Here is a 22776-nt window from a genome sequence, read left to right on the forward strand (position 1 = left end):
TTTATTTTAACCCCAATCTTTCAAATTCTGATTGTGGTGCTTCATATTTTTCCATTTCAATAATTAATTTTTTTATCATTTCATTTTCAATATCCGGATTTTTAAGTGGATTCATTTGTTTTTTATCATTTTCCATATCAAATAATAAATTACCTAATAAATCACTTCTTAAATAATTTGATTTTTGAACTTCAAATATTGGTAAATAATCTGAATACTTGTTTCCAGGGATTTGCTTAATTGTTTTTAGTTCTTCTATAGAAAAGAAACCTCTCATATTCGTAAATGTCGTTGTTTGAACTGTTAACTTTTTATTTTTTTCTTCATTTTCAGACCCTCTCATGTATATATATTTTCCATCATAAATACATATATGTCCTCCGTTAATACCAAAAAGTATATTTTGCGATTTTTCATTTTCTTTTTGAACTTCTTTTTCTATTACTTTTAACAAAGATTTTCCATCTATATCTCTTTTACAATTAATATTAAAAAAGTCTAATAAAGTTGGTGCAATATCAATTGTTTGCGAAATTGTGTCAACCTTTTCAATATTTCTAACGTTAGGCACATTTATCATAAAAGGTGTATGGATTATTTCATCATACATAGGCATAATATTTTTTCCGATTCAGTCATGTTCGCCTAAAAGAAAACCATGATCAGTATTCAAAATTATTAAAGTATCTTCAAACATATTATTTTTTTCCAGTTCATCTATAAGATCACCAAGATGATTATCAACCATTGAAATCAAAGCAGCGTATTCTTTTCTCATTTGTGATATCTGAGATCTTTCTTCATCAGTTTTAACTGCAGTATATTTTGGAAAATAAGGTAAATTATCTATTTGAACCGATTCATAAATTTTTCTATATTTTTCTGGAACATAAAATGGTTCATGCGGATCAAAACATTCAATTTGCAGTAATCAGTTATCCTTTTTGTTATATTTTCTTATAAATTCTACTCCTGCATTTATAGTTTTTACTGTTGAAAATTCACTTTCATCAATTTGTTGAAATCTATTTGCAAAATGTTGCACAACAGAATCACCTTTTTTGTTAAGAACATTGTTATTATCAACTATATTAGCAAATTCTCTAGGCATTCATCTATCGCCTTCTTGACCCCTAAATCCATCCCAAGTTGTATATCTATTATGATATGTTCCACCACCGTCTTCTCAATAGTGAGAGTGATCAGTAACTAAGTGAGTGTAAATACCGTTTTTATTTAGTTCCTCAAAAACAGAAAAGTCAAAATATTCTAAAGGACCTCATCCTCTATGCATAAAATTGTATTTTCCTGTATGCATCTCTCTTCTTGCTGGCATGCAAGGCATGCTACCTCCATAAAAATTATTAAATGTTATCATTTTCTTAGATAATTTCTTAAAATTCGGTGCATGCACTCATTCATTTCCGTACATTGGCATAAAATCTTTAGCAAGTGTGTCAAACATAATAATTATAGCTTTCATATTTTCCCTCCATATACAAAAAAACCTATTTGGTTTTTTTGTGTAATATTTTATTTATTTCTTTTTTATTTAATGTTTCTTTTTTTGATTCTATATCTAAAGAAATGTAAAGTGAATTAATTGAATTAAATAAATTATTTTTTATGTTGATTTTTAATTCATCAGGCAATTTTTTAAATTCAATTTTATTTATTTTAGTTTCTGCAGCCAAAATAAAATTATTAATTTCAACTTTTTCTATATTTATTTCTTTTTCTATTTCTTTAATTTTGGTTCTTAAATCATTTAAAGCAGTTTCATCATTTAATAAATTTATTTTATCTAATAAAGACTGCAATTTATCTTTATCAAATTTATCTATATTTTTATTAAATTTATTAGATAATTTTAGTCTTTTTTCATTTCTTTTACTTAATATTTTACTAATTTTAATTTCATATTTATTAGCTTCTTGATATTTAGTTTCTAAATTTTTAATTTTGGAAATATTATTTTTGTCAAATAAATTAAATAATTCTTCTATTTTTTCAAATGTTTTTTCATCAACATCAAAAATTTGTTTTTGGCTAATTTTTTTGTAAAACTTCATTTGTTTTTTTATAGTTGATTTTTCATTTATTCTTGTTTCTGTAAATAAAATTGCTAATGTAATACCAATTGATATAGTAACTACTCATGCTAAAAGATAGACTATAAGTGAAGAAACATCTGCATTTGGACCTAAGGCATTAATAGCTGAAAAAATTCCTGTTCCACCTTGTCGATAATATTCAGCACCTATTATTCCTAAGAACCATGCTCCTATTGCTGTTGAGAAACAACCTAAAAAGAATGATTTACCATTTGGTATATTAACTCCATACATCATAGGCTCACTTATTCCAAAAACAGATGCTGGAATAGCACTATATATTGTTGATTTTAATTTTGGATCTTTAGTTTTAATAAGAGTACCAATACCAACACCTAATTGACCACATGCACTTAAGAAAATTACTCCCATAATTGGTATTGAAATATACACATTTGATGGGTCTAAAATTCAAGGCATTTGAATAATCATAATTAGTGACACGTGAGCGCCAGTTATTACTAACATTGGTCATAATAATCCGAATATAAATTTATCTAATCCAAAAGGCACCTTTATTAACAATCCCACCATTTGTCCTAAGAAGGTCTCAATTAAACCAAACAATGGACCAAATATAAAGAACATTAAACTTGAAGACACAGCTAATATTGCAGTCGGAACTAAAATAAACGCATTTGAGGGTATGTATTTTAAACTAATTTTTTCAACTTTAGTTATTATATAACCTGCCATAATACCAGATAGCATTGAAGTTGGAAGTCCACCAATTTTTAGTCATACAACGGGAATTGGAGAAGAAGGTTCTACAAAACTTTTTGTTGATCATAGAACAACTTGTCATGGACCTATTCCTGTTATAACCCCTTCAGGATTAACTTGAACAACTCCTCTATAAAGTAATGGAGCCGATAATATAAGTCCTACCATCAGACCATAAATTCCATTACCCCCAAAATATTTTGTTGAATTATAAGCTATGAAAATGAATATTAAAGAACCTGTTGTTAATGATAACGTGAAAAGGAAAACTTCAAAAATTGTGTAGTTTGCAAACAATGAAGAAGTTGTAACAACATTAATTGCACCAGTCATTTCTAAAATTGCTTTTAAAGCGGTAATTAACGCTGGACCCATAAATACAGGCAACATCGGTAAAATAATTCCCTTAATCATAGACATAAATTGTTGTCCAAAACTTTTTTCTACTACTTTTGTTTTAAAATCTGTATCAGATTCAACTTTAATAGGATTTGAAGAGTATTTGTCAAAAGCGCTTCTAACATTATTTACTTCATTACCAAAAATTATTTGAAGTTCTTGGCCAGATCAATTAATTCCCTTTACCATTTCTAATTTTTTAATATTTTTTTCATCAATTAAATCTTTCATTTTTATATCAAAACGTAATCTTGTTATGCAATTATAATACTTATTATAATTTTCTTTTCCACCAACTAAATCATAAATTTTATTAGCTAGAATTTCATATTTACTTCTTGTGTCAAGTCCACGCTTTAATGCATCTTCTAAAATAATTGGCTTTTGTTTGTTATCATTAGTATCCGAATTTGTTTCAATAATAATAGTACAAATTAATTCACCTTTTTTAAAAGTTCCTTCTTTAAGGCTTATTTCTGAAATTTCACCTTCAAACACAATTAAAGTTTCTGTTGAAATTCCTTTGTCTTTTAAAAATTTTAAATCTACGTCAAAAATTTTATCGCCCTTAAAAAGTATTTGATCAGGTTTTAAACTTGTTTTAAAAGGTTCACCATTTAAATTGACTGTTTCAAGTCCACAATGGATTAGCACACCAATACCATCAATATCAAAACCATATGCATGTTTCGTATCAAAAATCATAGCAGTCTTTGCTTTATCAAATGGCAAAACAAAATTTCCTTTTTTTGGCTTAATTAGAATTCCTTCTCCAAGCATTTTTTGTGAAAAGGTTGGGTCCGAACATTTATCAATACTAAAAACTTCACAATCAACTGGAGCATAAATTTTTATTTCCATATTTTTTATTCCTTTCTAGAATATTTTCCAATATAAAAGTTAAAAATAACTTCGCTTTAAAGAAAACGAAAGTTATTTCAAAAAAAAGAAAGTAATTTTTTAAAGTAATTTTTTATATAACTCAAGTATGAACATTTCAACAGCAACATTTCTTTGAACAAAGTGGGAATTGTTAAATTCAAAATTTAATTCTATAATTCCGTCTAGCTTATAAGTAACTTTGCTTTTTTGTCTTTCAGATATAAAAAGAAAATTTTTAACATTTTGCTGATCATTGTTTTTGTTTAAAGAGTTTAGACAATCAATTAAAAAATCTGAGTCATGCCCTGATACAAAAGCAATATTTAATTGATCGATTTGTTTATTAAGTTTACCTGATATAAAATTAATATTATGATTAACAAGAATAACATTATAGCCTAATGTTATTAAAGTTTCATATAAAAATCTTGAACTCAATTCTAATTGATAACTATGATAAATGTTAATTCTTTTAGATTTTTTAATTTCCCTTGATAATGTTTCGATAAATTTTTCATTTAAATTTATTCAATTTATAATAGAATCAAATAAATTTGTTCTTTTAAATTTTTCATTTAAATTATGAAAACTATTATAATCTTGTTTAAAGAAGAATATCATTTCTCTATACCCTGAAAAACCTAAATATTGAGCAAATTTCGTAATTGAACTTTCGCTCGTAAAGCACTCTACTGCTAAATCTTTTTGCTTTTTAAAATCGCCTGTTTTAATTGATGCCCATATAGCCTTGGCAATTAATTTATATGAAGAATTTGAATAATCTTTTTGTAGCTGTTCAACTTTTTTATAAATTGATTCCATTTTTAAACCTTGCTCTTTGCTTCCTTACTTAAATATTACATCAAAAGTTAGAAAACAAGAAAATAAAAGTACACCAAAAAATAGTGTACTTTAAAAATTTATTATTTTCACAAAACTTATAATAAACTCGATAACATCATGTATCATTATTCAATTTTGAATTTTCTGCTATGTTAAAAATAGGATTTTTTGAGAATTTATTATTTGCGTCAAACTTTCTATGCAGCTTAATTTTGTCAATACTCATTTACATAAATTGAGCATTCTCACTAATGCCACCACCTATTGTTAATAAATCAAAATCTAATAACTAATGAAAATTGATTATTGTTTTTGCAATGGTTGATGTTCATTGATCAACCAACTCAATAACAATGGAATCATTTTGATTATATTTTTCAGATAATTCTTTTTCGCTAATTTTCCTATTTATTTTTGCTATTTTTTTGTACTTTATAATTAAAGTTCCCAACCCAGTATCAAGGGCATATGCAGAGTTGTTATCTTTATTCTAAACATTCCTGATGCTTGACAGGGACAGGCCTCCAATTTGCTTCCTTTATACAGATTTTTATTAATAATTAGTCTGCGTTCAAGAGCTGAGCCAATTGTAATATGAATCAAATTTATTAAATTTGCGTTATCTTTTTCAATAATTTCTTCAATGAATTTAATAGTACAAATTAATTCACCCTGTTTATAATTTCCTTCTTTAAAAGACTTAATTTGAATTTGTTTATCAAAAGTAATAGGTGTTTCAGCGGAAATGTTTTTTTCTTTTAAATATTTAAGATTAACATCAAAAAGTTCATCACATAGTCTTAATTTTTTATCAAGTTCTAATTTTGTTTTAAATGTTCTACCACCTAATCTAACATTTTCCAGACCACAATGGATGAGAACATTTATACCTTCAATATGAAAACCATAGGAATGTTTTGTTTCAAAAATCATAATAGTTTTGGCTTCAATAAAAGGTGAAATAAATTTATTTTTTTCGGTAAAATAAGTAAACCTTCACCCAACATTTTTGTGAGAATGTTCGATCTGAAAATTTATCAATATTAACAATTTCACAATCAATAGTTGCATAAAATTTTAATTTCACATTTTTAATTCTTTTCTAGAATATTTCCTAATAATAACTATTGAAAAATCTCTTTTGAATTATTTTTGAAAAAATTTCTTTTTTGGAAAGTTTTGAAGTATATTTAGTTTTTATAATACTTTAAATACAAATAAAAAAATTGCCGTAAGGCAATTTTAAAGTTTATTAGTTATTATTTAACTGAAATAACAGTTCCGGCACCAATAGTTCTTCCACCTTCACGGATTGAGAATTTAGTTCCATCTTCAACAGCAATTGGTTTAATTAATTCAATTGTCATTTCAACGTTATCTCCAGGCATAACCATGTCTGTACCAGCTGGTAAAGTTACTTCTCCAGTAACATCAGTTGTACGGAAGTAGAATTGAGGACGGTATTTGTTAAAGAATGGTTTATGACGTCCACCTTCTTCAGTAGTTAAAGCATAAACTGATGCTTCTAATTTAGTATGAGGTTTAATAGTTCCAGTTTTAGCTAAAACTTGTCCACGTTCAATACCTTCTCTATCAACACCACGTAATAATGCTCCAACGTTGTCTCCAGCTTCAGCAAAATCTAATAATTTTCTGAACATTTCTAATCCAGTAACAACACATTTTTTAGCTTCTTCAACTAATCCAACGATTTCAACTTCTTCGTTAACTTTAATTGTTCCACGTTCTACACGACCAGTAGCAACAGTTCCACGACCTGTAATTGTGAAAACGTCTTCAACTGGCATTAAGAATGTTTTATCTGAGTCACGAGTAGGTGTTGGGATGTATTCATCAACAGCTGCCATTAATTCTTCAATAGCTGCAACTCATTTTGCTTCTCCATTTAATGCTCCTAAAGCTGAACCACGAATAACTGGTGCTCCGTCTCCATCGAAGTCATAAGCAGATAATAAATCTCTAACTTCCATTTCAACTAAGTCAATCATTTCTTCATCATCAACCATGTCACATTTGTTTAAGAAAACAACAATTTTTGGAACTCCAACTTGTCTTGATAATAAGATATGTTCACGAGTTTGAGGCATAGGTCCATCAGTTGCAGCAACAACTAAGATTCCACCATCCATTTGAGCGGCACCAGTAATCATGTTTTTAACATAATCGGCGTGTCCTGGACAATCTACGTGTGCGTAGTGTCTGTTTTCTGTTTTATATTCAACGTGTGAAGTATTAATTGTAATTCCACGTTCTCTTTCTTCTGGAGCGTTATCGATATTTGCGTAATCTTTGAATTCTGCTCCACCTTTATCTGCTAAAACTTTAGTAATAGCAGCAGTTAATGTAGTTTTACCGTGGTCAACGTGTCCAATAGTACCAATGTTAACGTGAGGTAAACTACGGTCAAAAGCTTCTTTTGCCATTTTTAATTTCTCCTTTATATAAATATAGCGATATTAGATTTACTTTCTAGTATCTTTACCGCCCCCGTAGGGGCGTTTTTTATTCTTTTAATTAAGAATATTTTAACTTTTTACAACAATAAGTGCAATTATATATTACTACTTACCTGATTTTTTAATAATTTCTTCTGCAATAGATCTTGGAGCTTCAGCATAGTGACTGAAAATCATTGTATAGTTTCCACGCCCTTGTGTGAATGATCTTAATTCTGTTGCATATCCGAACATTTCTGTTAGAGGAACTTTAGATTTAATTGTTTGTGCGTTTCCTCTTTGTTCTGATCCTTCAATTAATCCACGTTTTGATGAAATGTTACCCATTACATCTCCATAGTATTCATCTGGAACAGTTACTTCAACATTCATGATTGGTTCTAAAATAACTGGATTCATTTTTTTACATGCTTCTTTTAGAGCAAATGATGCAGCAATTTTGTAAGCCATTTCGTTTGAGTCAACGTCGTGCATTGATCCATCAACAATTGTTGCCTTAACATCAATCATTGGGTATCCAGCAACAACCCCATTTTGTAATGCGTTCTCTAATCCAACACGCGCAGCGTTAATGTATTCTTTAGAAACACGTCCTCCAGTAATTTTGTCAATTCATTCAAATCCTTTGTCAGCATTTGGTTCAAACTCAATAACAACGTGTCCATATGATCCACGTCCTCCTGATTGTTTAACATATTTACCTTCAGCTTTAGCTGGTAACTTAATTGTTTCACGGTATGATACTTGAGGTGCTCCAACGTTTGTTTCAACTTTGAACTCACGTTTCATACGGTCAACAATAATGTCTAAGTGTAATTCACCCATTCCAGCAATAATTGTTTGGCCTGTTTCTTCATCTGTATAAGTTCTGAAAGTTGGATCTTCTTCTGCTAATTTAGATAATGCTAATCCCATTTTTTCTTGATCAGCTTTTGTTTTTGGTTCTAAAGCTAATTGGATAACTGGTTCTGGGAAAACCATTGATTCTAAGATGATTTCATGTTTTTCATCTACTAAAGTATCACCTGTTGTAGTATTTTTTAATCCAACAGCAGCTGCAATATCTCCAGCATAAACTTCTTCGATTTCGTTACGATTGTTTGCGTGCATTTGTAAAATACGTCCTACACGTTCTTTTTCACCTTTTGTTGAGTTTAATACATAACTACCTTTTGATAAGATACCTGAGTAAACTCTAAAGAATGTTAATTTTCCAACAAATGGGTCAGTCATAACTTTGAAAGCTAAAGCTGAGAATGGTTCGTTGTCATTTGCATGTCTTTCTGCTTCTTCACCATTTGGTAAAATTCCTTTAATTGAAGGAACATCAATTGGTGATGGTAAATAATCAACAACAGCATCTAATAATAATTTAACACCTTTATTTTTGAAAGCTGAACCTGCTAATACTGGGAAAAAATCTGCACCAATAACCCCTTTACGGATTGCTTGTTTTAATTCTGAAATAGTGATTTCTGCACCATCTAAGAATTTCATCATTAATTCTTCATCGTATTCAACAGCTGCTTCAACTAATTCAGCTCTTAGCATTTCTGCTTGATCTTTTAAATCAGCTGGAATTTCAATTTCTTTAGCTATTTCTTCTGCTTTTCCATCAAATTCGTAAGCTTTCATTTCAACTAAATCGATTAATCCTGTAAAGTTATCTTCAGCACCGATTGGTAATTGAATTGGAGCAGCTTTTGCTCCTAAACGGTCCCCGATTGATTTAACTGAATACATGAAATCTGCACCAGTTTTGTCCATTTTGTTAACAAAAACAATACGTGGAACTCTATAAGTAGTTGCTTGTCTTCAAACTGTTTCAGTTTGAGGTTCAACTCCTGATTGTCCATCAAGAACTGCAACAGCTCCGTCAAGAACACGTAATGAACGTTCAACTTCAACTGTGAAGTCAACGTGACCCGGAGTATCAATTATGTTAAAACGGTTATTTTTTCAGAATGCAGTTGTTGCAGCTGAAGTAATTGTAATACCACGTTCTTGCTCTTGTGCCATTCAGTCCATTTGTGAAGCTCCTTCATGAGTTTCACCAATTTTATGAATCTTACCTGTGTGGAATAAAATACGTTCTGTAGTAGTAGTTTTTCCAGCATCAATGTGAGCCATAATTCCAAGGTTACGAGTATTTTCTAAACTAAATTCTCTTGGCATAATTTTGCCTCCTATCTAAATAAAATATTGTTGAATCTTATCAACGGTAGTGTGCGAATGCCTTATTTGCTTCTGCCATTTTATGTGTGTCTTCACGTTTTTTAACTGATCCACCCATGTTGTTTGAAGCATCTATAATTTCATTAGCTAATTTAACTGTCATAACTTTTTCGTTTCTTAATCTTGCATAGTTAATTAATCAACGTAAAGCTAAAGTTACTTGTCTTTCATCTGAAACTTCAACAGGAACTTGATAGTTTGCTCCACCAATACGACGAACTTTTAATTCTAAGTGTGGTTTGATATTTTCGATTGCTTTGTTAAATACTTCAATTGGTTCTTCACCAGTTTTTTCTTTGATAATGTCAAATGCATCATAAATAATTGTTTGAGCTGTTCCTCTCTTACCATCTAACATAATTTTGTTGATAGCACGAGTAACTAATTTTGAGTTATAAATTGGATCTGCTAAAACATCTCTTTTTTCTGCTCTATTCTTACGCATAGTTTTGACTCCTTTCTTAATTTTTATTTTTGTGATACTTATTTGTGGTTCATTTCACGGTAATTCTAAATTTAATTAGATTTATTTTTTAGGTCTTTTTGCTCCGTATAATGAACGAGATTGTTTACGGTTGTTAACTGCTTGAGTATCTAATGTCCCACGAATAATGTGGTAACGTACCCCTGGTAAGTCTTTTACACGCCCCCCACGAATTAAAACAACTGAGTGTTCTTGTAGGTTATGTCCTTCTCCTGGGATATATGCATTAACTTCCATTCCATTTGTTAATCTAACACGAGCGTATTTACGTAACGCAGAGTTGGGTTTTTTAGGTGTCATTGTAGCAACACGAGTACATACCCCTCTTTTTTGAGGTGCTGAGACTTTAGTTACTTTCTTTTTCAATGAGTTTACCCCTCTGTTTAAAGCAGGAGCTTTAGTTTTTCAAGTTTTAGCTTTACGATTTGTTTTAACTAATTGGTTGATTGTTGGCATTGTATTTCCTCCTTTCACAATTCCGTGTGTGTTGAACTCACATAAATAAATTATACACTCTATGATACAAAAGTTCAAATGTTTTCGCAAAGTGTACATTTTATATTAATTTAATTGATTCAATAAGCATAATTATTATATTTTCTTTTGATTTTAATTCTAAAGTTAGCTTGTCTCTATTCTTTGTTTTTCTTAAAGAATTTATTAGATCAATCAAATACTCTTCTTTATTCTTTTTTGTTAATTTTGAATATTCTTCTGAATTGAAATTTGCAATAATTTTGGTTAAATCTGAAGAATTAGTTATAACAAAATCCTTATTTTCTTGATATGCTACAACAAATATTTTTTGAATATTTTCCTCAATGATATTATTTAATAAATTAGTATTGCTAACAAATGCCTTTACAATTTTTTCATAAAAATCACTTTCAATAATTAATTGCTTTAGTACATCTTCTACAGCTATTAAATTGTATTCAACACACTTTAGTAGCAACCTTCTCATTTCTTCTAATTGAGCTATATTTTCAATTTTATTGTTAACAATTCAAAAGTTTTTGACATCATTATCAAATGAAAACAAATTCAATGTTTTAAAGGCAAAATAAGTTTTATTTATATTTTGATATATTATTTGTTCAAAATTCATTTATCCTCCTTACAATAATGGCGCCATTACATTATATATTTTAACAACTGCTCTTTTTAAAATAGGTAAATCCTTGTTAGGAATAAACTTGTATTCAAATGATTTTTTCATGTCATTTAACATTTTCTTAGAAACTATTGTGTTTGTATCTTTTGATTTAATTAAAGCCATTGTTTGTTGATCACAAAATAAAGCTCTATAATCTAAGTTTGAGCTTCCACTAAATACAATCTCATCATCAAATACATATGATTTTTCATGAACAAAAGTATCATTCATAGAGTAAATTTTGACTCCATTCTCAAACATTTTCTTAGTTCAATGTTTAGATACTTCCAATAACAAAAATTTGTCTGACTTTCCTGGCAATAAAACTCTAACATCAAGACCTGTTGAGGCAGCGTTACAAAGTGCATTAATTATTTCAGGCGGTGGAATAAAATAAGGTGATTTAATTCAAATTCTATTTTGTGCAGAATGAATTAAATTTAGCATAACTTCAAGACACATAGGACTTTCATGATTTGGGCCATCAGAAATAATTTGAATGAAATCTGGTGTTTTTATGTTTTCATGATTAAATGAACCAACTTTTAATTCTAATTTTTCGATTTTTCTTTCCTTTTTAGTCATATAAAAATTTCAATCTCTTTTAAAAATTAACTCAATTTCTTGAACTGCTTCTCCAATTATTTTAATTGCTGAATCATTTCAAAAGCCAAAGGTTCCACTTTTATTAATGTATTCATCAGAAATATTGATTCCACCAATATAGCCAATTTTTCCATCAATTGAAATGTCTTTTCTATGATCACGATAATTTGCATTTCACTTAACAAATGGGAAATGTATTGGTGAATAAGCTACCAAGTGGGCACCCTCTTGAATTAATCTTTTTTTGCTTTTTGTAAATTTACCATAGCAACCTAGAAAATCATAAATTATATAAACTCTTATACCTTCTTCAATTTTCTTAATTAATAAGTCAGTTATCTTTTCCAAAACCTCTCCCTCAGCTATTATGTAGCAATTTATTAATATGTACTCTTTTGCCTGATTTATATCATTTAAAAGATTTGAAAAATAAATATTTCCTGAAGCAAGATACTTAATTAGTGTATTTGAATAAATACTTTCTCTTTGTTTTTCAAAGCTCATCATAAATGCTCTTTTAAATTCTGGGTTCTCTTTTTCAATTGATTTTAAATTTACAAGGTCATACTGGGTTTTAGGTTGCAATAAACTTGCAGTATTTTTATTATATAAATAATTTTTGTTTTTTCTATATTTATAAACTCTTCCTAAAAATGCATACGAAACTATCCCAAAGAATGGTGCTAAAACTATAAACAGCATTCATCTTATTCTAGTTTCAATTCTTCTTTTTCTATTACATAAAACTATTATTGCTCATACACAAGAAAATAAGTGCGTTAAAGAAATAAACAATATAAAAGGTAGGGGTGTAGGTACAAAAATATTTAACAATATGTTTATTGCTACATAAAATGCTGCACCAATTCCAAAAATTGCTATAAGAGATGCACTAGCTAAAAACGGTTTTTTCATAATTAACCTCCCTCCTTGAAACTAAAACTTTTACTTTTAACTTTTAGTCATCTGTTAATTTTTGCAATTAACGTATTAAAATGAAATTCATTAACTTCTTTTGTAAAATCACACAATGCTTCATTAACTCTTAATTTAAATAATAAGTTATTAAAAGTATTATTTTTTTGTTCTATATCAGTTTCAAAATATGTAATAACATAAAGCGATAGTAAATATCCATAAGCATAAAATATTTGTTTTTTTTCTTCGGTAATTTTTGAAAATAGCAAACCTATTTCTTGGTAAAAAAAATTTCTTCTCTTATTCAATATTTCATCATTAAAACTTGAAAATTCTTTTACCTGATTAAAAATCTCTTTTTCAAAATTAATTTTTTCAAAAGCAAATTCTGAATGATCTAATGTTAAATTTTCAATTATCTTTGAAAGCTTAATTTTTTCTATTTGCGATTTTTTAGTTTCAATTTGTTCTAAGCCTTGGTAAAGGATTCTTGAATAAAGTGTTATGTAAATCATTTCTTTAACAAAGTTTTTACGATTTTTACCTTCAAAAATAACAATATTTAAATAAACTTTTAACAATATATTTTCTTTTGTAAAAGAAGCAAAATCTTTGGCTTCCTTATCGGTTAAACCATGTTCTTTTAATCATTTATTAATGTGTTTTTTACGTGATTTAATAAAATGCTTATGTGCTTTAATTCCTTTTGTCATTTTGAACATACAATCCTCTTCTTTTTTATTTTAATTATATTCTTTTAAATTAAAAAAACACAATTAGGAAATTATATCCAATTGTGTTTTTAATTAAATTATTTTTGTCTTGATAAAAGTGGGAACATGTATTTTTTGTCTTTTAATCCCGTTGTTATTTCTTTTAGATAAAGGCATGAATGTATATCTAGTCCTGTTCTTACAAAAGAATCTGTTTTTGTAATGTGTAGCCCTTCTCTAATGTCAGGCATAAACCCAAAATCAACTCTTTTAATTCCTCTTGGAACTATTATGTTTAATATTTCATTAACATCAACATTATGTGATGAAAATGAAGCTATGAAATCAAATATTCCATCTTCAATTCTAAAACATACAACTGTTTCTAAAGATGGGATGTATCATAAATCATTTTCAAAATATTTTTGAATATTATGAAATTTAACAAGGCTATCACCTTTTGTATCAAGTATGCTTGATTGTTTGCTTGAATGTAGCAAAGCTTCTTTAACCAATTCAAAATCATGACTTACACTTAAATCTAATTTAATTAGTTTTGATGATTCTGTTTGTTCCTTTTCATTTCAAGGAATAAAAAATAAATATTCCTGTCTTCTTTCAAATCCAGATTTTTTTAAAATTTCTTCATCTTTAACCCCACAATAAGAAATTAAGATATCAACTAGATTTGAATATTTATATATCGCTGCTTCTATTAAAATTTCTTCCAAATTTTCGTTTTGATACGCTTCTTTAATAAAAAAGTTACCTATTTGAACTGCACTGCATTTTTCTCCACTAATAAAAACATTAAATTTTAAGATTCCTAATGCCGCTATTATTTCATTTTTTTCATTAACTATTGTAATTGGAGAAAAGTTTTCCAATTGTTTATCCTTAAATAGCCATTTTTCAAAATTATTGTTTGGCGATCTTTTAATTAAATTATTTAAATCTTGATTAAAATGTTTATTATCTTTATGATCAAAAACAATATCATAGGTGTCTTTCATACAAATGCCCCCTTTATTCTATAAATTACTTTTTTATTATATACCACTTTAGTGTTAAAAAGAAATGTAAAAAACATTAAAAACACTAAAAGAACACTATGTTTTTATCGAAATTTCATTTATGACAATATCGTTTAAAGGATTAAAGACAAATGCTTTTGATATTTTGATTAATGAGTTATTTTCAATTAATTTTTTTTGAAGCATTGCTTCATATTTATATTTAAGTTCAAAAGGTGATTTACTAAACTTAAATATGCATAAAAATCACTCTTTTTCAGATTTAACAATTAAGTCGATTTGCCCAAAATAATTAACCTCATTTGATTCCAAATTTGCTAAAACAACATTTGTGATAATATAGTTTATTTTATGCTTATATATAAATTTATTTAAATCGTATACTACAGATTTTGCTAGCTTTTTTGCTATTTTATGTTCTTCATCATTTCCATCAAATTTTATAGTACTTGAATTTCTTTTGTCTAAAGAATTTATGATTAATTTTTTTGCTATTTTATTTCTTGCGAAAATTTCATTTAAAATTTTTGAAGATGGGTTTTGAATAAAAGGGAATTTTTCTTGACATAATTTGTCAATTGAGTCCATTGTAAATTCACCTTCTTCATTTACAAAATAATTTAAATTAAAATTATTATCTTCAATTTCTATTTCTTTAGCCAATTTTATTTTCGTTACGCTTTCATCAAGTATTAAATAATCTGATAAATCATTAATTGAATATTTTTCTTTTATCTTATTCATTTTTTTGTTAAAGAATTATATATTTTTGATGGATTTAAATCAGTGGGTTCTATATCAAAAAACAACTTAATGTTTTGATCAAAATTTTTTAATTCTTCTTCCTTATTTATTGGTTTTAAGCCATGCTTATTAACACTTGTTGAAAATATTGGCCCAGTTTTATTGATTATTTTTTTTATATCTTTTCTTTTTACAAATCTAACAGCAATAGTTTTAAATTCTAGACTAGTTTCAAAAATCACTGTTGTTCGCGAATCTAATAAAATTTTTTTATCTTCTTTGCTAATCTTTTTAATTTGAAGTTTTTTTAATTGTTGAAAATTTGAAACCAAAGTTATCAATGGCTTTTCATGCTTTATATTTTTAATTTGATTTATTTTGATTTCATTATCTTTGCTAATTTTTGCTGATAATCCATAAATAGTGTCTGTTGGTATTATCACAATTTTATTTGCTTTTATATCTTCAATACATTCATTAATTATTTCTTTTTTTAGCATTTTTATTTATCCTTATTCTAGTTGCAAGTTTTTTTGAAAATATAATTTGTGCACCTACACGTTTTTTAAAAATAGTTGTTCTTAAAATATTATTTCCTATAATTAAGAATGATGAAATCATAATGCTAAATAATATAATTGATTCTGTTATGACATTAACAGTGTCTTCTCATCCAAATTTTAAGGTTTGATTTATCTGATCTAAATAATAATCGTTTTTAATAAATTCAAAATCCCTTTCACCCATTATTTCTTTAACTCTTAAAACAAAGTCTTGACCCAAATTTGTATTATCGTTTATTGATGTTGAATTTCAAGCTTCAACTAAATTTCCTACTTGAATTTTTGAAACAATTATCAAGCATGTAAGAATCAAAAGGTTTATATAAATAATGAAGTATTGTGTAATAAACAAGTTTTGAGATTTATTTTCCCCCCTGATTGAAACAGAGACAAAATACATAAAAGTTGCCATTGTTGTTCCTAGACCAATTATAGGCAATGAACAATATACAAAATAATTATTTTGATATTTTAACAATTGATTAAATTCGTCACCAAACATTGTTTCAGAAAGATTATATCTTTTTAATAATTCTGGCAAAACGTGAATTGTTCTTGTTAACATAGCTGTTTTAGTTGTATCAAATGAAATCATAATTACATATATAAATTGAGGTAAAATAATGCATATTGCAGCAAATATAGTTCAATTTGAAATGTTTTTATCAGAATTTTTAAATATTTTTTTCAAAAAAGAATTAATTTTATTTTCGCTTAAATCTTTTTTTCTCTTATTTAAATAGTCTATATATTTATTGATATTCAAATTTTCACCTTCAACAAGCATTGCATTTTGAATACTTAATGAAAGCATAAAAATTATAATAATTTGAATAAATAAAATTCATCAAATTGCGTCTTCTGAAGCTCATATGTAGCTTTGGCTTTTATTTTTTGTAAATTGCTCTGAAACAAATATTATAATCTCAGGGACATTTGTATTCATTTTGCTTCTTTGTTCAATTAGGGATTCAAATGTGTAAAACTCTTGAAATTTTGAAAACTCATATTGCCCAATTGAAAATAACAACGCAGTTAAAACAGCACTAGCAATTATTACAATTCAATAACTATTTTTAATTTTATTATTTATTCCATTACCAGTTAAAAACGGTTTTAATAAAATTAAACCTAAAATTGTTAGGGCAAAAAAACCTCAGCCCAAGCAAACTGGTAAAACTATTTGAATTTTCGCTGGTAAATCTAAATAAACTTTTAATTCATTTCAATTATCAAAATAAACTTTTAAATTTATATCAGTAAAAACGATCCAACTAAATATATATGAAGGTATCATAATAACTACAAAAATAAACATACTAAAAACTGCAACTTTATATAAGTGTGCATTTTTTTCTTGAACCTCTGCCATATTATTTTTGATAGCAAAATTTAATCTAAATTTACTTTTAAAATCAACCTTCTCCAAGACTATTTCTCCCTATTTGTAATTATTAAATTTCTTCAATTGCCAAAATGATCTTTATTAAATATTCAATTATATTTTAAACCTAATTTATCATTAAGTAATAGTTCTAAATTATTTTTTTGTTGCCACCCTATTTCAAGCACTACTATAAATGGTTGATCTACTTTAATTATTTTTTCAATATTTTTAATTATTTCTTCATAAAAATAAAGTCCATTATTTTTTGCGAATAAAGCTAAGTGAGGTTCATATTTCACGGTATCTCTATCAATGTTTGCATCATTTTTATCAATATATGGTGGGTTACAAGTTAAAATATTAAATTTTTGCTCTTTATTTAAAAAAACATTCATAAAATTGCTTCTTACTATTTCAACTTTATCTAGTATTTTATTTTCAATTATATTTTTATTAGCAACTTTTAAAGCAAACCTAGAAATGTCAGATAAAACTACTTTTTCAATATTATTGGAATTTTCTAAATACAAGGATATTCCTACACATCCTGACCCTGTACATAAATCCAAAACATCAAATTTCTTTTCTGGGTTATCTATTATAAATCCATTAACATAATCGACTAATTGCTCTGTTTCTATTCTTGGAATTAAAGTTCTATTGTTAGTTAAAAATTTGTGACTTCTAAATATTTTGTAGCCTAAAATATAAGCTAAAGGTTTCCCTTTAGCTACTTTTTTTGAAATTTTAAATATTTTATTTAATTCTTTGGTTGATAATTCATATTCTGGAATAAAAGGAATTTCAGAATATTCTCTTTTAATAACAAAAGAAATAATTTCATTTATATCAGATTTTCCTAGTTTAGAATTTTCTAATAAAATTTGAGTCACCTTTATAATACTATTATTTTTCATTTTCCTGAATTTGAGCTTCGACTTTTTGGCGTTGTTCATCATTCATTAGTGCAGTTATAAAATCATCAATTTTTCCTTCCATAACTTGATCTAGTTTGTTTAATGTTAAACCAACTCTATGATCAGTTACACGGTTTTGAGGATAGTTGTAGGTTCTAATTTTTTCACTTCTTGCACCTGTTCCAACAGCATTTTTACGGTTTGCATCAGCTTCTGCTTGTTGCTTCTCTAGTTCTGCCTCATAAACTCTTGCTCTTAGCATTGTCATAGCTATATCTTTGTTATCATGCTGGCTTCTTCCATCTTGAGATGCAGCAACAATACCAGTAGGAATATGTGTAATACGAACAGCTGAGTCAGTAGTATTAACATGTTGACCACCAGCTCCTGAAGAGCGATAAGTATCAATTCTTAAATCACTGTTTTTAATTTCGATTTCAACATCGCTCATTTCTGGTAAAACTGCCACCGTTGATGTTGATGTTTGAATTCTTCCCTTTGCTTCTGTTTTTGGAACCCTTTGCACACGGTGTGCTCCAGATTCAAATTTTAATTTTGAATAAACTCTATCACCTTTAACCATAAATGAAACTTGTGAAAAACCTCCAGCTTCTGAAGAACTAGCATCCATCATTGTTATTTTTCAGTTTTGTGTTTCTGCATATAATTTGTACATTCTCAAAAGATCACCTGCAAAAATATTTGCTTCATCTCCACCAGCAGCTCCACGAATTTCTACAATAACGTTTTTATCATCATTTGGATCTTTTGGTAATAACATTTCTTCAATTATTTTTATTATAGACTCTGCAGCTTCTTCATTTTCAGATAACTCCATTTTTGCCAACTCAATCATTTCTGTGTCTTTTTCATTACCCAATATTTCTTTCGCATCAGAAATTGCTTGAATTACATTTTTGTATTCTTGAAACTTTTGAACAACATCAATTAAATTTGCTCTTTCTTTATTAAGTTCCATCATTTTTTTAACATCATTCAAAATATCTTCAGACTGCAAATCTTTGTCTATTTGTTCAACTCTTTTTTGCATTGTTTCCAATGCTTCATACGTTTTTGGATTCATATATTACCCCTTTTCTATTTGATAACAATTTCTACATCTTGCTTCATAACTATCGTTACCATCAACTAAGATTAATGGTGAATTTCAGTCAGCTGGCTTACCATCAATTATTCTTTGTGTTCTATTCGCAAAATTACCACATTTTTGACAAATTGCTGTAAGTTTATCAACCATTTCAGCTAAAGGTAAAATTCGATCAACATTTTTAAATGGCTGACTTCTAAAGTCTTTATCTAAACCAGTTACAATTACTATCATTCCTCTATCAGCTAACTCTTCAATATAATCAACAATTTCTTCATCAAAAAATTGAATTTCATCAATTCCAACAACATCAACTTTTTGAGAGTTTATTACTTTTTCTAAATAATCTCTTAATTCACTTGTTGAATTAACTGGAATTGAAGGTAGTAGTGTTCCTGCATGTGATGCTACTTCATTAACTGCATATCTTGTATCAATAACAGGTTTAAAAGCTATAACATTTCTTTTTGCAAATGCGTGTCTGCGTAATCTTTTTATAAATTCTTCTGTTTTACCAGCAAACATGCACCCAGTAATTAACTCAACCCAACCCAACTGTTTTTCTTGAATTGTGTCTCTATTTGGAATCATGATTATTTAGTTTCCTTTATAATAACTGAATCTAAATCTTTAACCAATTTTGAAATGTCTTTTAATGTTTTTAATTTACATCCACTAGCAAGTTTGTGCCCACCACCATTATATTTATTAGCAATTTTATCAATTTCAAAATTTCTACTTCTGATTGAAACCTTAATTTCATCATCCAATTCAATAACTAAAACTCATATTTTAATTTCATCAATCCCACTCATTGTTCCTAATGCTGATTTAATTTCATCATATGAATAATCTCATGGTTTTTGGTCCTCTTTTGTAATGATTATATGACCTACACCATTTTTTGATAGTTGCAGTTTTGAAAACGCAAAGTTTGCATATTTTTTTCTTTTTAAATCTGAAACAAATAAAGAGTCATGGACAGCTTTTAAATTAGCGCCATTTTCTAATAATATTTTTGCTGCATTAAATGTTTTATAACTTGTATTTGGAAATAAAAATCTTCCACTGTCTGTAACTAAACCTTTGTATAAATTTGAAGCTGCATTAACATTTCATTTTAGTTTCATTGCTTCAGCTCACAAAGTTATTACTTCTGTACACGCCATTGCTGTTTCTTTAACTATTTCATTTTTTGCATATGGATCAATATTAACATGATGGTCAATTTTAAATGTTTCTTCTGCTAATTCATATCTATCAAAATCTAAACGTGCTTGAGTCGCTGTATCAACTGTAATAACTAAAGCAGATTTAATAAATTCATCAGATAAGTTTTCAGATAAAAAATCACGATTATCGTCTAATCTATCACCAGGAACAACAATTTTTTTGTTTTTGAAATTTTCAGCAATTAGGTAGGCTAAACCCATAGAACTACCTTGAGCATCTCAATCAGGTCTAATGTGTTTTAAAATTATTATGTTTTTATTTTGTTTTATTTTTTTAATTAATAGTTTGTAATTTGTATCTTTCATATTTTCTCCTTTTATATTACAGATGATATAGAACGTTCTTCAAAATAAAGAACTGTTTCAGTTTCTCTTTCAAAATTTTTATCTTTTGAATAGAAATATATTTTTGTTTTATTTCTTGTTATAGCAAAATGCATATTTTTATCATGATATTTGTTTGACTTAATAATTTTAACATTTATTGGTACTGAATTATTTTCAATGAATTCTGTAGATACTTCTAATGGATTTATAAATATAAAACCTGAATCATTAAATTTTTTTGTGTTTACATTTCATAATCTATTTTCAATGTCTATTAAATTTTCAGTTTCTTTATAAAAAGCAAAAACATTTGACTCCCCCAATTCATTTTTGCAAATTTTAACAAGATTTTTTTCAAAAAATTCTTTAGTTGATGTTTTTATCAATTCTTCATTTTTTAATCAATAAATTTTATTGTTCTTATTTAAATCATTAATTGTAAATGTTTTTGAGTGAAGAACAATAAATGAAATATCTGGATAAAATTTGTTGATTTTTTTAATTGTTTCAAACAGCATTTCATAATCTTTACTAGTTAGTAAATGTAAGAAATCCGAAATAAAGATATTCTTTTTACCTAAATTTATGGCTTTTAAAATTTTAACATAAATCATATTTAAAGAAGAAAGCTTAAAACTTCCTTTTAAGAATCATTCAAAATTTATGTCCAAATTCTTAAAGTTATTTTCCATTCATTGCTCAGCTTGTTTAACAACCGGAACAATTTGTTTTTTATAATGTTTTCTAAGTGATAAAAATTCATTTTTATTACCATATTTAATTTCACCAGTAAGAATTAATTTATGATAATCATGAACATTTGAAACTACATATTTTTTAAGTAACTCTGTTTCTGATTTAATAAAGCTAAACAAAAATTTTTTTTCAGTTTGATTTTGATCTTTAAATTTATCTCTAATAATTTTTTTTCAGTTACTTAGTTCTGAATAAATATCTTGTTGCACTTCTTTAGAAACAGAATAATTTTTATAAAATTTATCTAACTCAAATTTAAATTGAGAAGTAATTGTTCTTTTTCTAAAAATTAAAATAAGCTTTTCTAGCCTTAATTTATTAAGTCTAATATTTAAGAACTTTAATTGTTTTTCAACAATAAATTTTGTTTGCTTATATTCAAACAAACCTTTTCTTTTTCTTAACAATTTATTATTCGATTTTTTTGTATTGTATTCACAAGTACATGAGTCTCTTAACTCATTAATTACTTCAATGCTATCATATAAGACTTGAATGAATTTAAATTCCATCCTATTTAAAAATAGTTCCTTTTCAATATCATGAACAGCTTTTGATAAAACTTTTACTTGAGGTGAAAATTCTGAAAATAACTTTTCTGGCATTGACTCATTTAATTTTACTAAATTTTCATCTAATCCTGCTAAAATTTTTTCATGCGATCCATTTAAAAAATCAACAAATTTATTAATTGCTTCGTCTATATCTCTTCTCAACTTTAAATCTGATAGATCATTTTTTGAGTCTAATAATGACAAATAATCATATCTTTTTTCTGCATACTTAATTCTTGCTCTTCTTAAAAATTGAAGATCTGATAGAAGTGACAAAGCAAGAATTCATTTAGTTGGAATTAAACGTTCAAATCAACTATCTGTTTTAATATACTCAGTGTGCAATTTAATAAAGTTCTTATTAATAACATCTTCATTATCAACTTGATATCTCCCTGTCTTATTTTTTTGCTTACCCAAAATCAATTGCTTAAACGATTTATGATTTTCATAATCTAAATAAATATTTGTTACTTTCCCAGACTTAGACTCAAAATTAACTTTTTTAATTTTTTCCTTATTATTTAAGGGAATAAAATCTTCTATTTTATACGACATTATTTTCCCCTTTCTAAAAAGCAAAACATTTATTATATTTTAAATC

At 27.0% G+C, this 22776-nt stretch carries 20 protein-coding genes; all 20 read right to left on the reverse strand.

Annotated features, from left to right (window positions below; all coding sequences use genetic code 4):
- Nucleotide 1: 1 nt before the first annotated feature.
- Nucleotides 2-1483 carry a sulfatase family protein gene (locus CK556_RS03490; RefSeq protein WP_027875540.1) on the reverse strand — a complete coding sequence of 494 codons (1482 nt, stop codon included), beginning with the start codon at nucleotides 1481-1483 and terminating at the stop codon, nucleotides 2-4.
- 25 nt (nucleotides 1484-1508) lie between these two features.
- Complete coding sequence (locus tag CK556_RS03495; RefSeq protein ID WP_027875539.1) at nucleotides 1509-4097, reverse strand: glucose PTS transporter subunit IIA; 2589 nt, start codon at nucleotides 4095-4097, stop codon at nucleotides 1509-1511.
- A gap of 99 nt (nucleotides 4098-4196) precedes the next feature.
- Complete coding sequence (locus tag CK556_RS03500; protein ID WP_027875538.1) at nucleotides 4197-4940, reverse strand: MurR/RpiR family transcriptional regulator; 744 nt, start codon at nucleotides 4938-4940, stop codon at nucleotides 4197-4199.
- A 459-nt stretch (nucleotides 4941-5399) separates the two neighbouring features.
- The gene (locus CK556_RS03505) at nucleotides 5400-6032 is read right to left on the reverse strand and encodes a PTS glucose transporter subunit IIA (protein WP_027875537.1); all 633 of its coding nucleotides are present in this window, start codon (nucleotides 6030-6032) and stop codon (nucleotides 5400-5402) included.
- A gap of 188 nt (nucleotides 6033-6220) precedes the next feature.
- On the reverse strand, nucleotides 6221-7405 hold the full coding sequence (tuf, locus tag CK556_RS03510) for an elongation factor Tu (protein ID WP_027875536.1): 1185 nt from the start codon (nucleotides 7403-7405) through the stop codon (nucleotides 6221-6223).
- 138 nt (nucleotides 7406-7543) lie between these two features.
- The gene (gene fusA / locus CK556_RS03515; protein ID WP_036246653.1) at nucleotides 7544-9613 is read right to left on the reverse strand and encodes an elongation factor G; all 2070 of its coding nucleotides are present in this window, start codon (nucleotides 9611-9613) and stop codon (nucleotides 7544-7546) included.
- A gap of 37 nt (nucleotides 9614-9650) precedes the next feature.
- Nucleotides 9651-10118, reverse strand: coding sequence for a 30S ribosomal protein S7 (rpsG, locus tag CK556_RS03520; RefSeq protein ID WP_027875534.1), 468 nt, complete (start codon nucleotides 10116-10118; stop codon nucleotides 9651-9653).
- An 81-nt stretch (nucleotides 10119-10199) separates the two neighbouring features.
- A complete protein-coding gene (gene rpsL, locus CK556_RS03525; RefSeq protein ID WP_011183521.1) occupies nucleotides 10200-10613 on the reverse strand; it encodes a 30S ribosomal protein S12 in 414 nt (137 codons plus the stop codon).
- 100 nt (nucleotides 10614-10713) lie between these two features.
- A complete protein-coding gene (locus CK556_RS03530) occupies nucleotides 10714-11265 on the reverse strand; it encodes a hypothetical protein (protein ID WP_036246650.1) in 552 nt (183 codons plus the stop codon).
- Nucleotides 11266-11274: 9 nt separating this feature from the next.
- Nucleotides 11275-12834 carry a cardiolipin synthase gene (gene cls / locus CK556_RS03535; protein WP_027875533.1) on the reverse strand — a complete coding sequence of 520 codons (1560 nt, stop codon included), beginning with the start codon at nucleotides 12832-12834 and terminating at the stop codon, nucleotides 11275-11277.
- Nucleotides 12835-12836: 2 nt separating this feature from the next.
- Complete coding sequence (locus tag CK556_RS03540) at nucleotides 12837-13559, reverse strand: hypothetical protein (RefSeq protein ID WP_027875532.1); 723 nt, start codon at nucleotides 13557-13559, stop codon at nucleotides 12837-12839.
- 89 nt (nucleotides 13560-13648) lie between these two features.
- Nucleotides 13649-14563 (reverse strand): hypothetical protein, encoded by a 915-nt coding sequence (locus CK556_RS03545; RefSeq protein ID WP_027875531.1) that lies wholly within the window; start codon nucleotides 14561-14563, stop codon nucleotides 13649-13651.
- Between the two features lie 96 nt (nucleotides 14564-14659).
- Nucleotides 14660-15328: a hypothetical protein gene (locus CK556_RS03550; RefSeq protein WP_027875530.1), complete on the reverse strand. Its 669-nt coding sequence runs from the start codon at nucleotides 15326-15328 to the stop codon at nucleotides 14660-14662.
- On the reverse strand, nucleotides 15316-15828 hold the full coding sequence (locus tag CK556_RS03555; RefSeq protein ID WP_027875529.1) for an L-threonylcarbamoyladenylate synthase: 513 nt from the start codon (nucleotides 15826-15828) through the stop codon (nucleotides 15316-15318). Before CK556_RS03555 ends, CK556_RS03550 begins: the two co-directional genes overlap by 13 nt.
- Entirely contained in the window at nucleotides 15806-17320 is a 1515-nt protein-coding gene (locus CK556_RS03560) for a hypothetical protein (protein WP_027875528.1), read from the reverse strand. Before CK556_RS03560 ends, CK556_RS03555 begins: the two co-directional genes overlap by 23 nt.
- A gap of 2 nt (nucleotides 17321-17322) precedes the next feature.
- Nucleotides 17323-18195 (reverse strand): peptide chain release factor N(5)-glutamine methyltransferase, encoded by an 873-nt coding sequence (gene prmC / locus CK556_RS03565; RefSeq protein WP_027875527.1) that lies wholly within the window; start codon nucleotides 18193-18195, stop codon nucleotides 17323-17325.
- Nucleotides 18185-19279: a peptide chain release factor 1 gene (prfA, locus tag CK556_RS03570; protein WP_027875526.1), complete on the reverse strand. Its 1095-nt coding sequence runs from the start codon at nucleotides 19277-19279 to the stop codon at nucleotides 18185-18187. Before prfA ends, prmC begins: the two co-directional genes overlap by 11 nt.
- A 3-nt stretch (nucleotides 19280-19282) precedes the next feature.
- Nucleotides 19283-19894: a thymidine kinase gene (locus tag CK556_RS03575; RefSeq protein WP_027875525.1), complete on the reverse strand. Its 612-nt coding sequence runs from the start codon at nucleotides 19892-19894 to the stop codon at nucleotides 19283-19285.
- A 2-nt stretch (nucleotides 19895-19896) separates the two neighbouring features.
- Nucleotides 19897-20841 carry a DHH family phosphoesterase gene (locus CK556_RS03580; protein ID WP_027875524.1) on the reverse strand — a complete coding sequence of 315 codons (945 nt, stop codon included), beginning with the start codon at nucleotides 20839-20841 and terminating at the stop codon, nucleotides 19897-19899.
- 11 nt (nucleotides 20842-20852) lie between these two features.
- Nucleotides 20853-22730 (reverse strand): hypothetical protein, encoded by a 1878-nt coding sequence (locus CK556_RS03585; RefSeq protein ID WP_027875523.1) that lies wholly within the window; start codon nucleotides 22728-22730, stop codon nucleotides 20853-20855.
- Between the last annotated feature and the right edge of the window lie 46 nt (nucleotides 22731-22776).

It is taken from the genome of Mesoplasma chauliocola (assembly GCF_002290085.1).
GTDB classification, from domain to species: Bacteria; Bacillota_I; Bacilli_A; order Mycoplasmatales; family Mycoplasmataceae; genus Mesoplasma; species Mesoplasma chauliocola.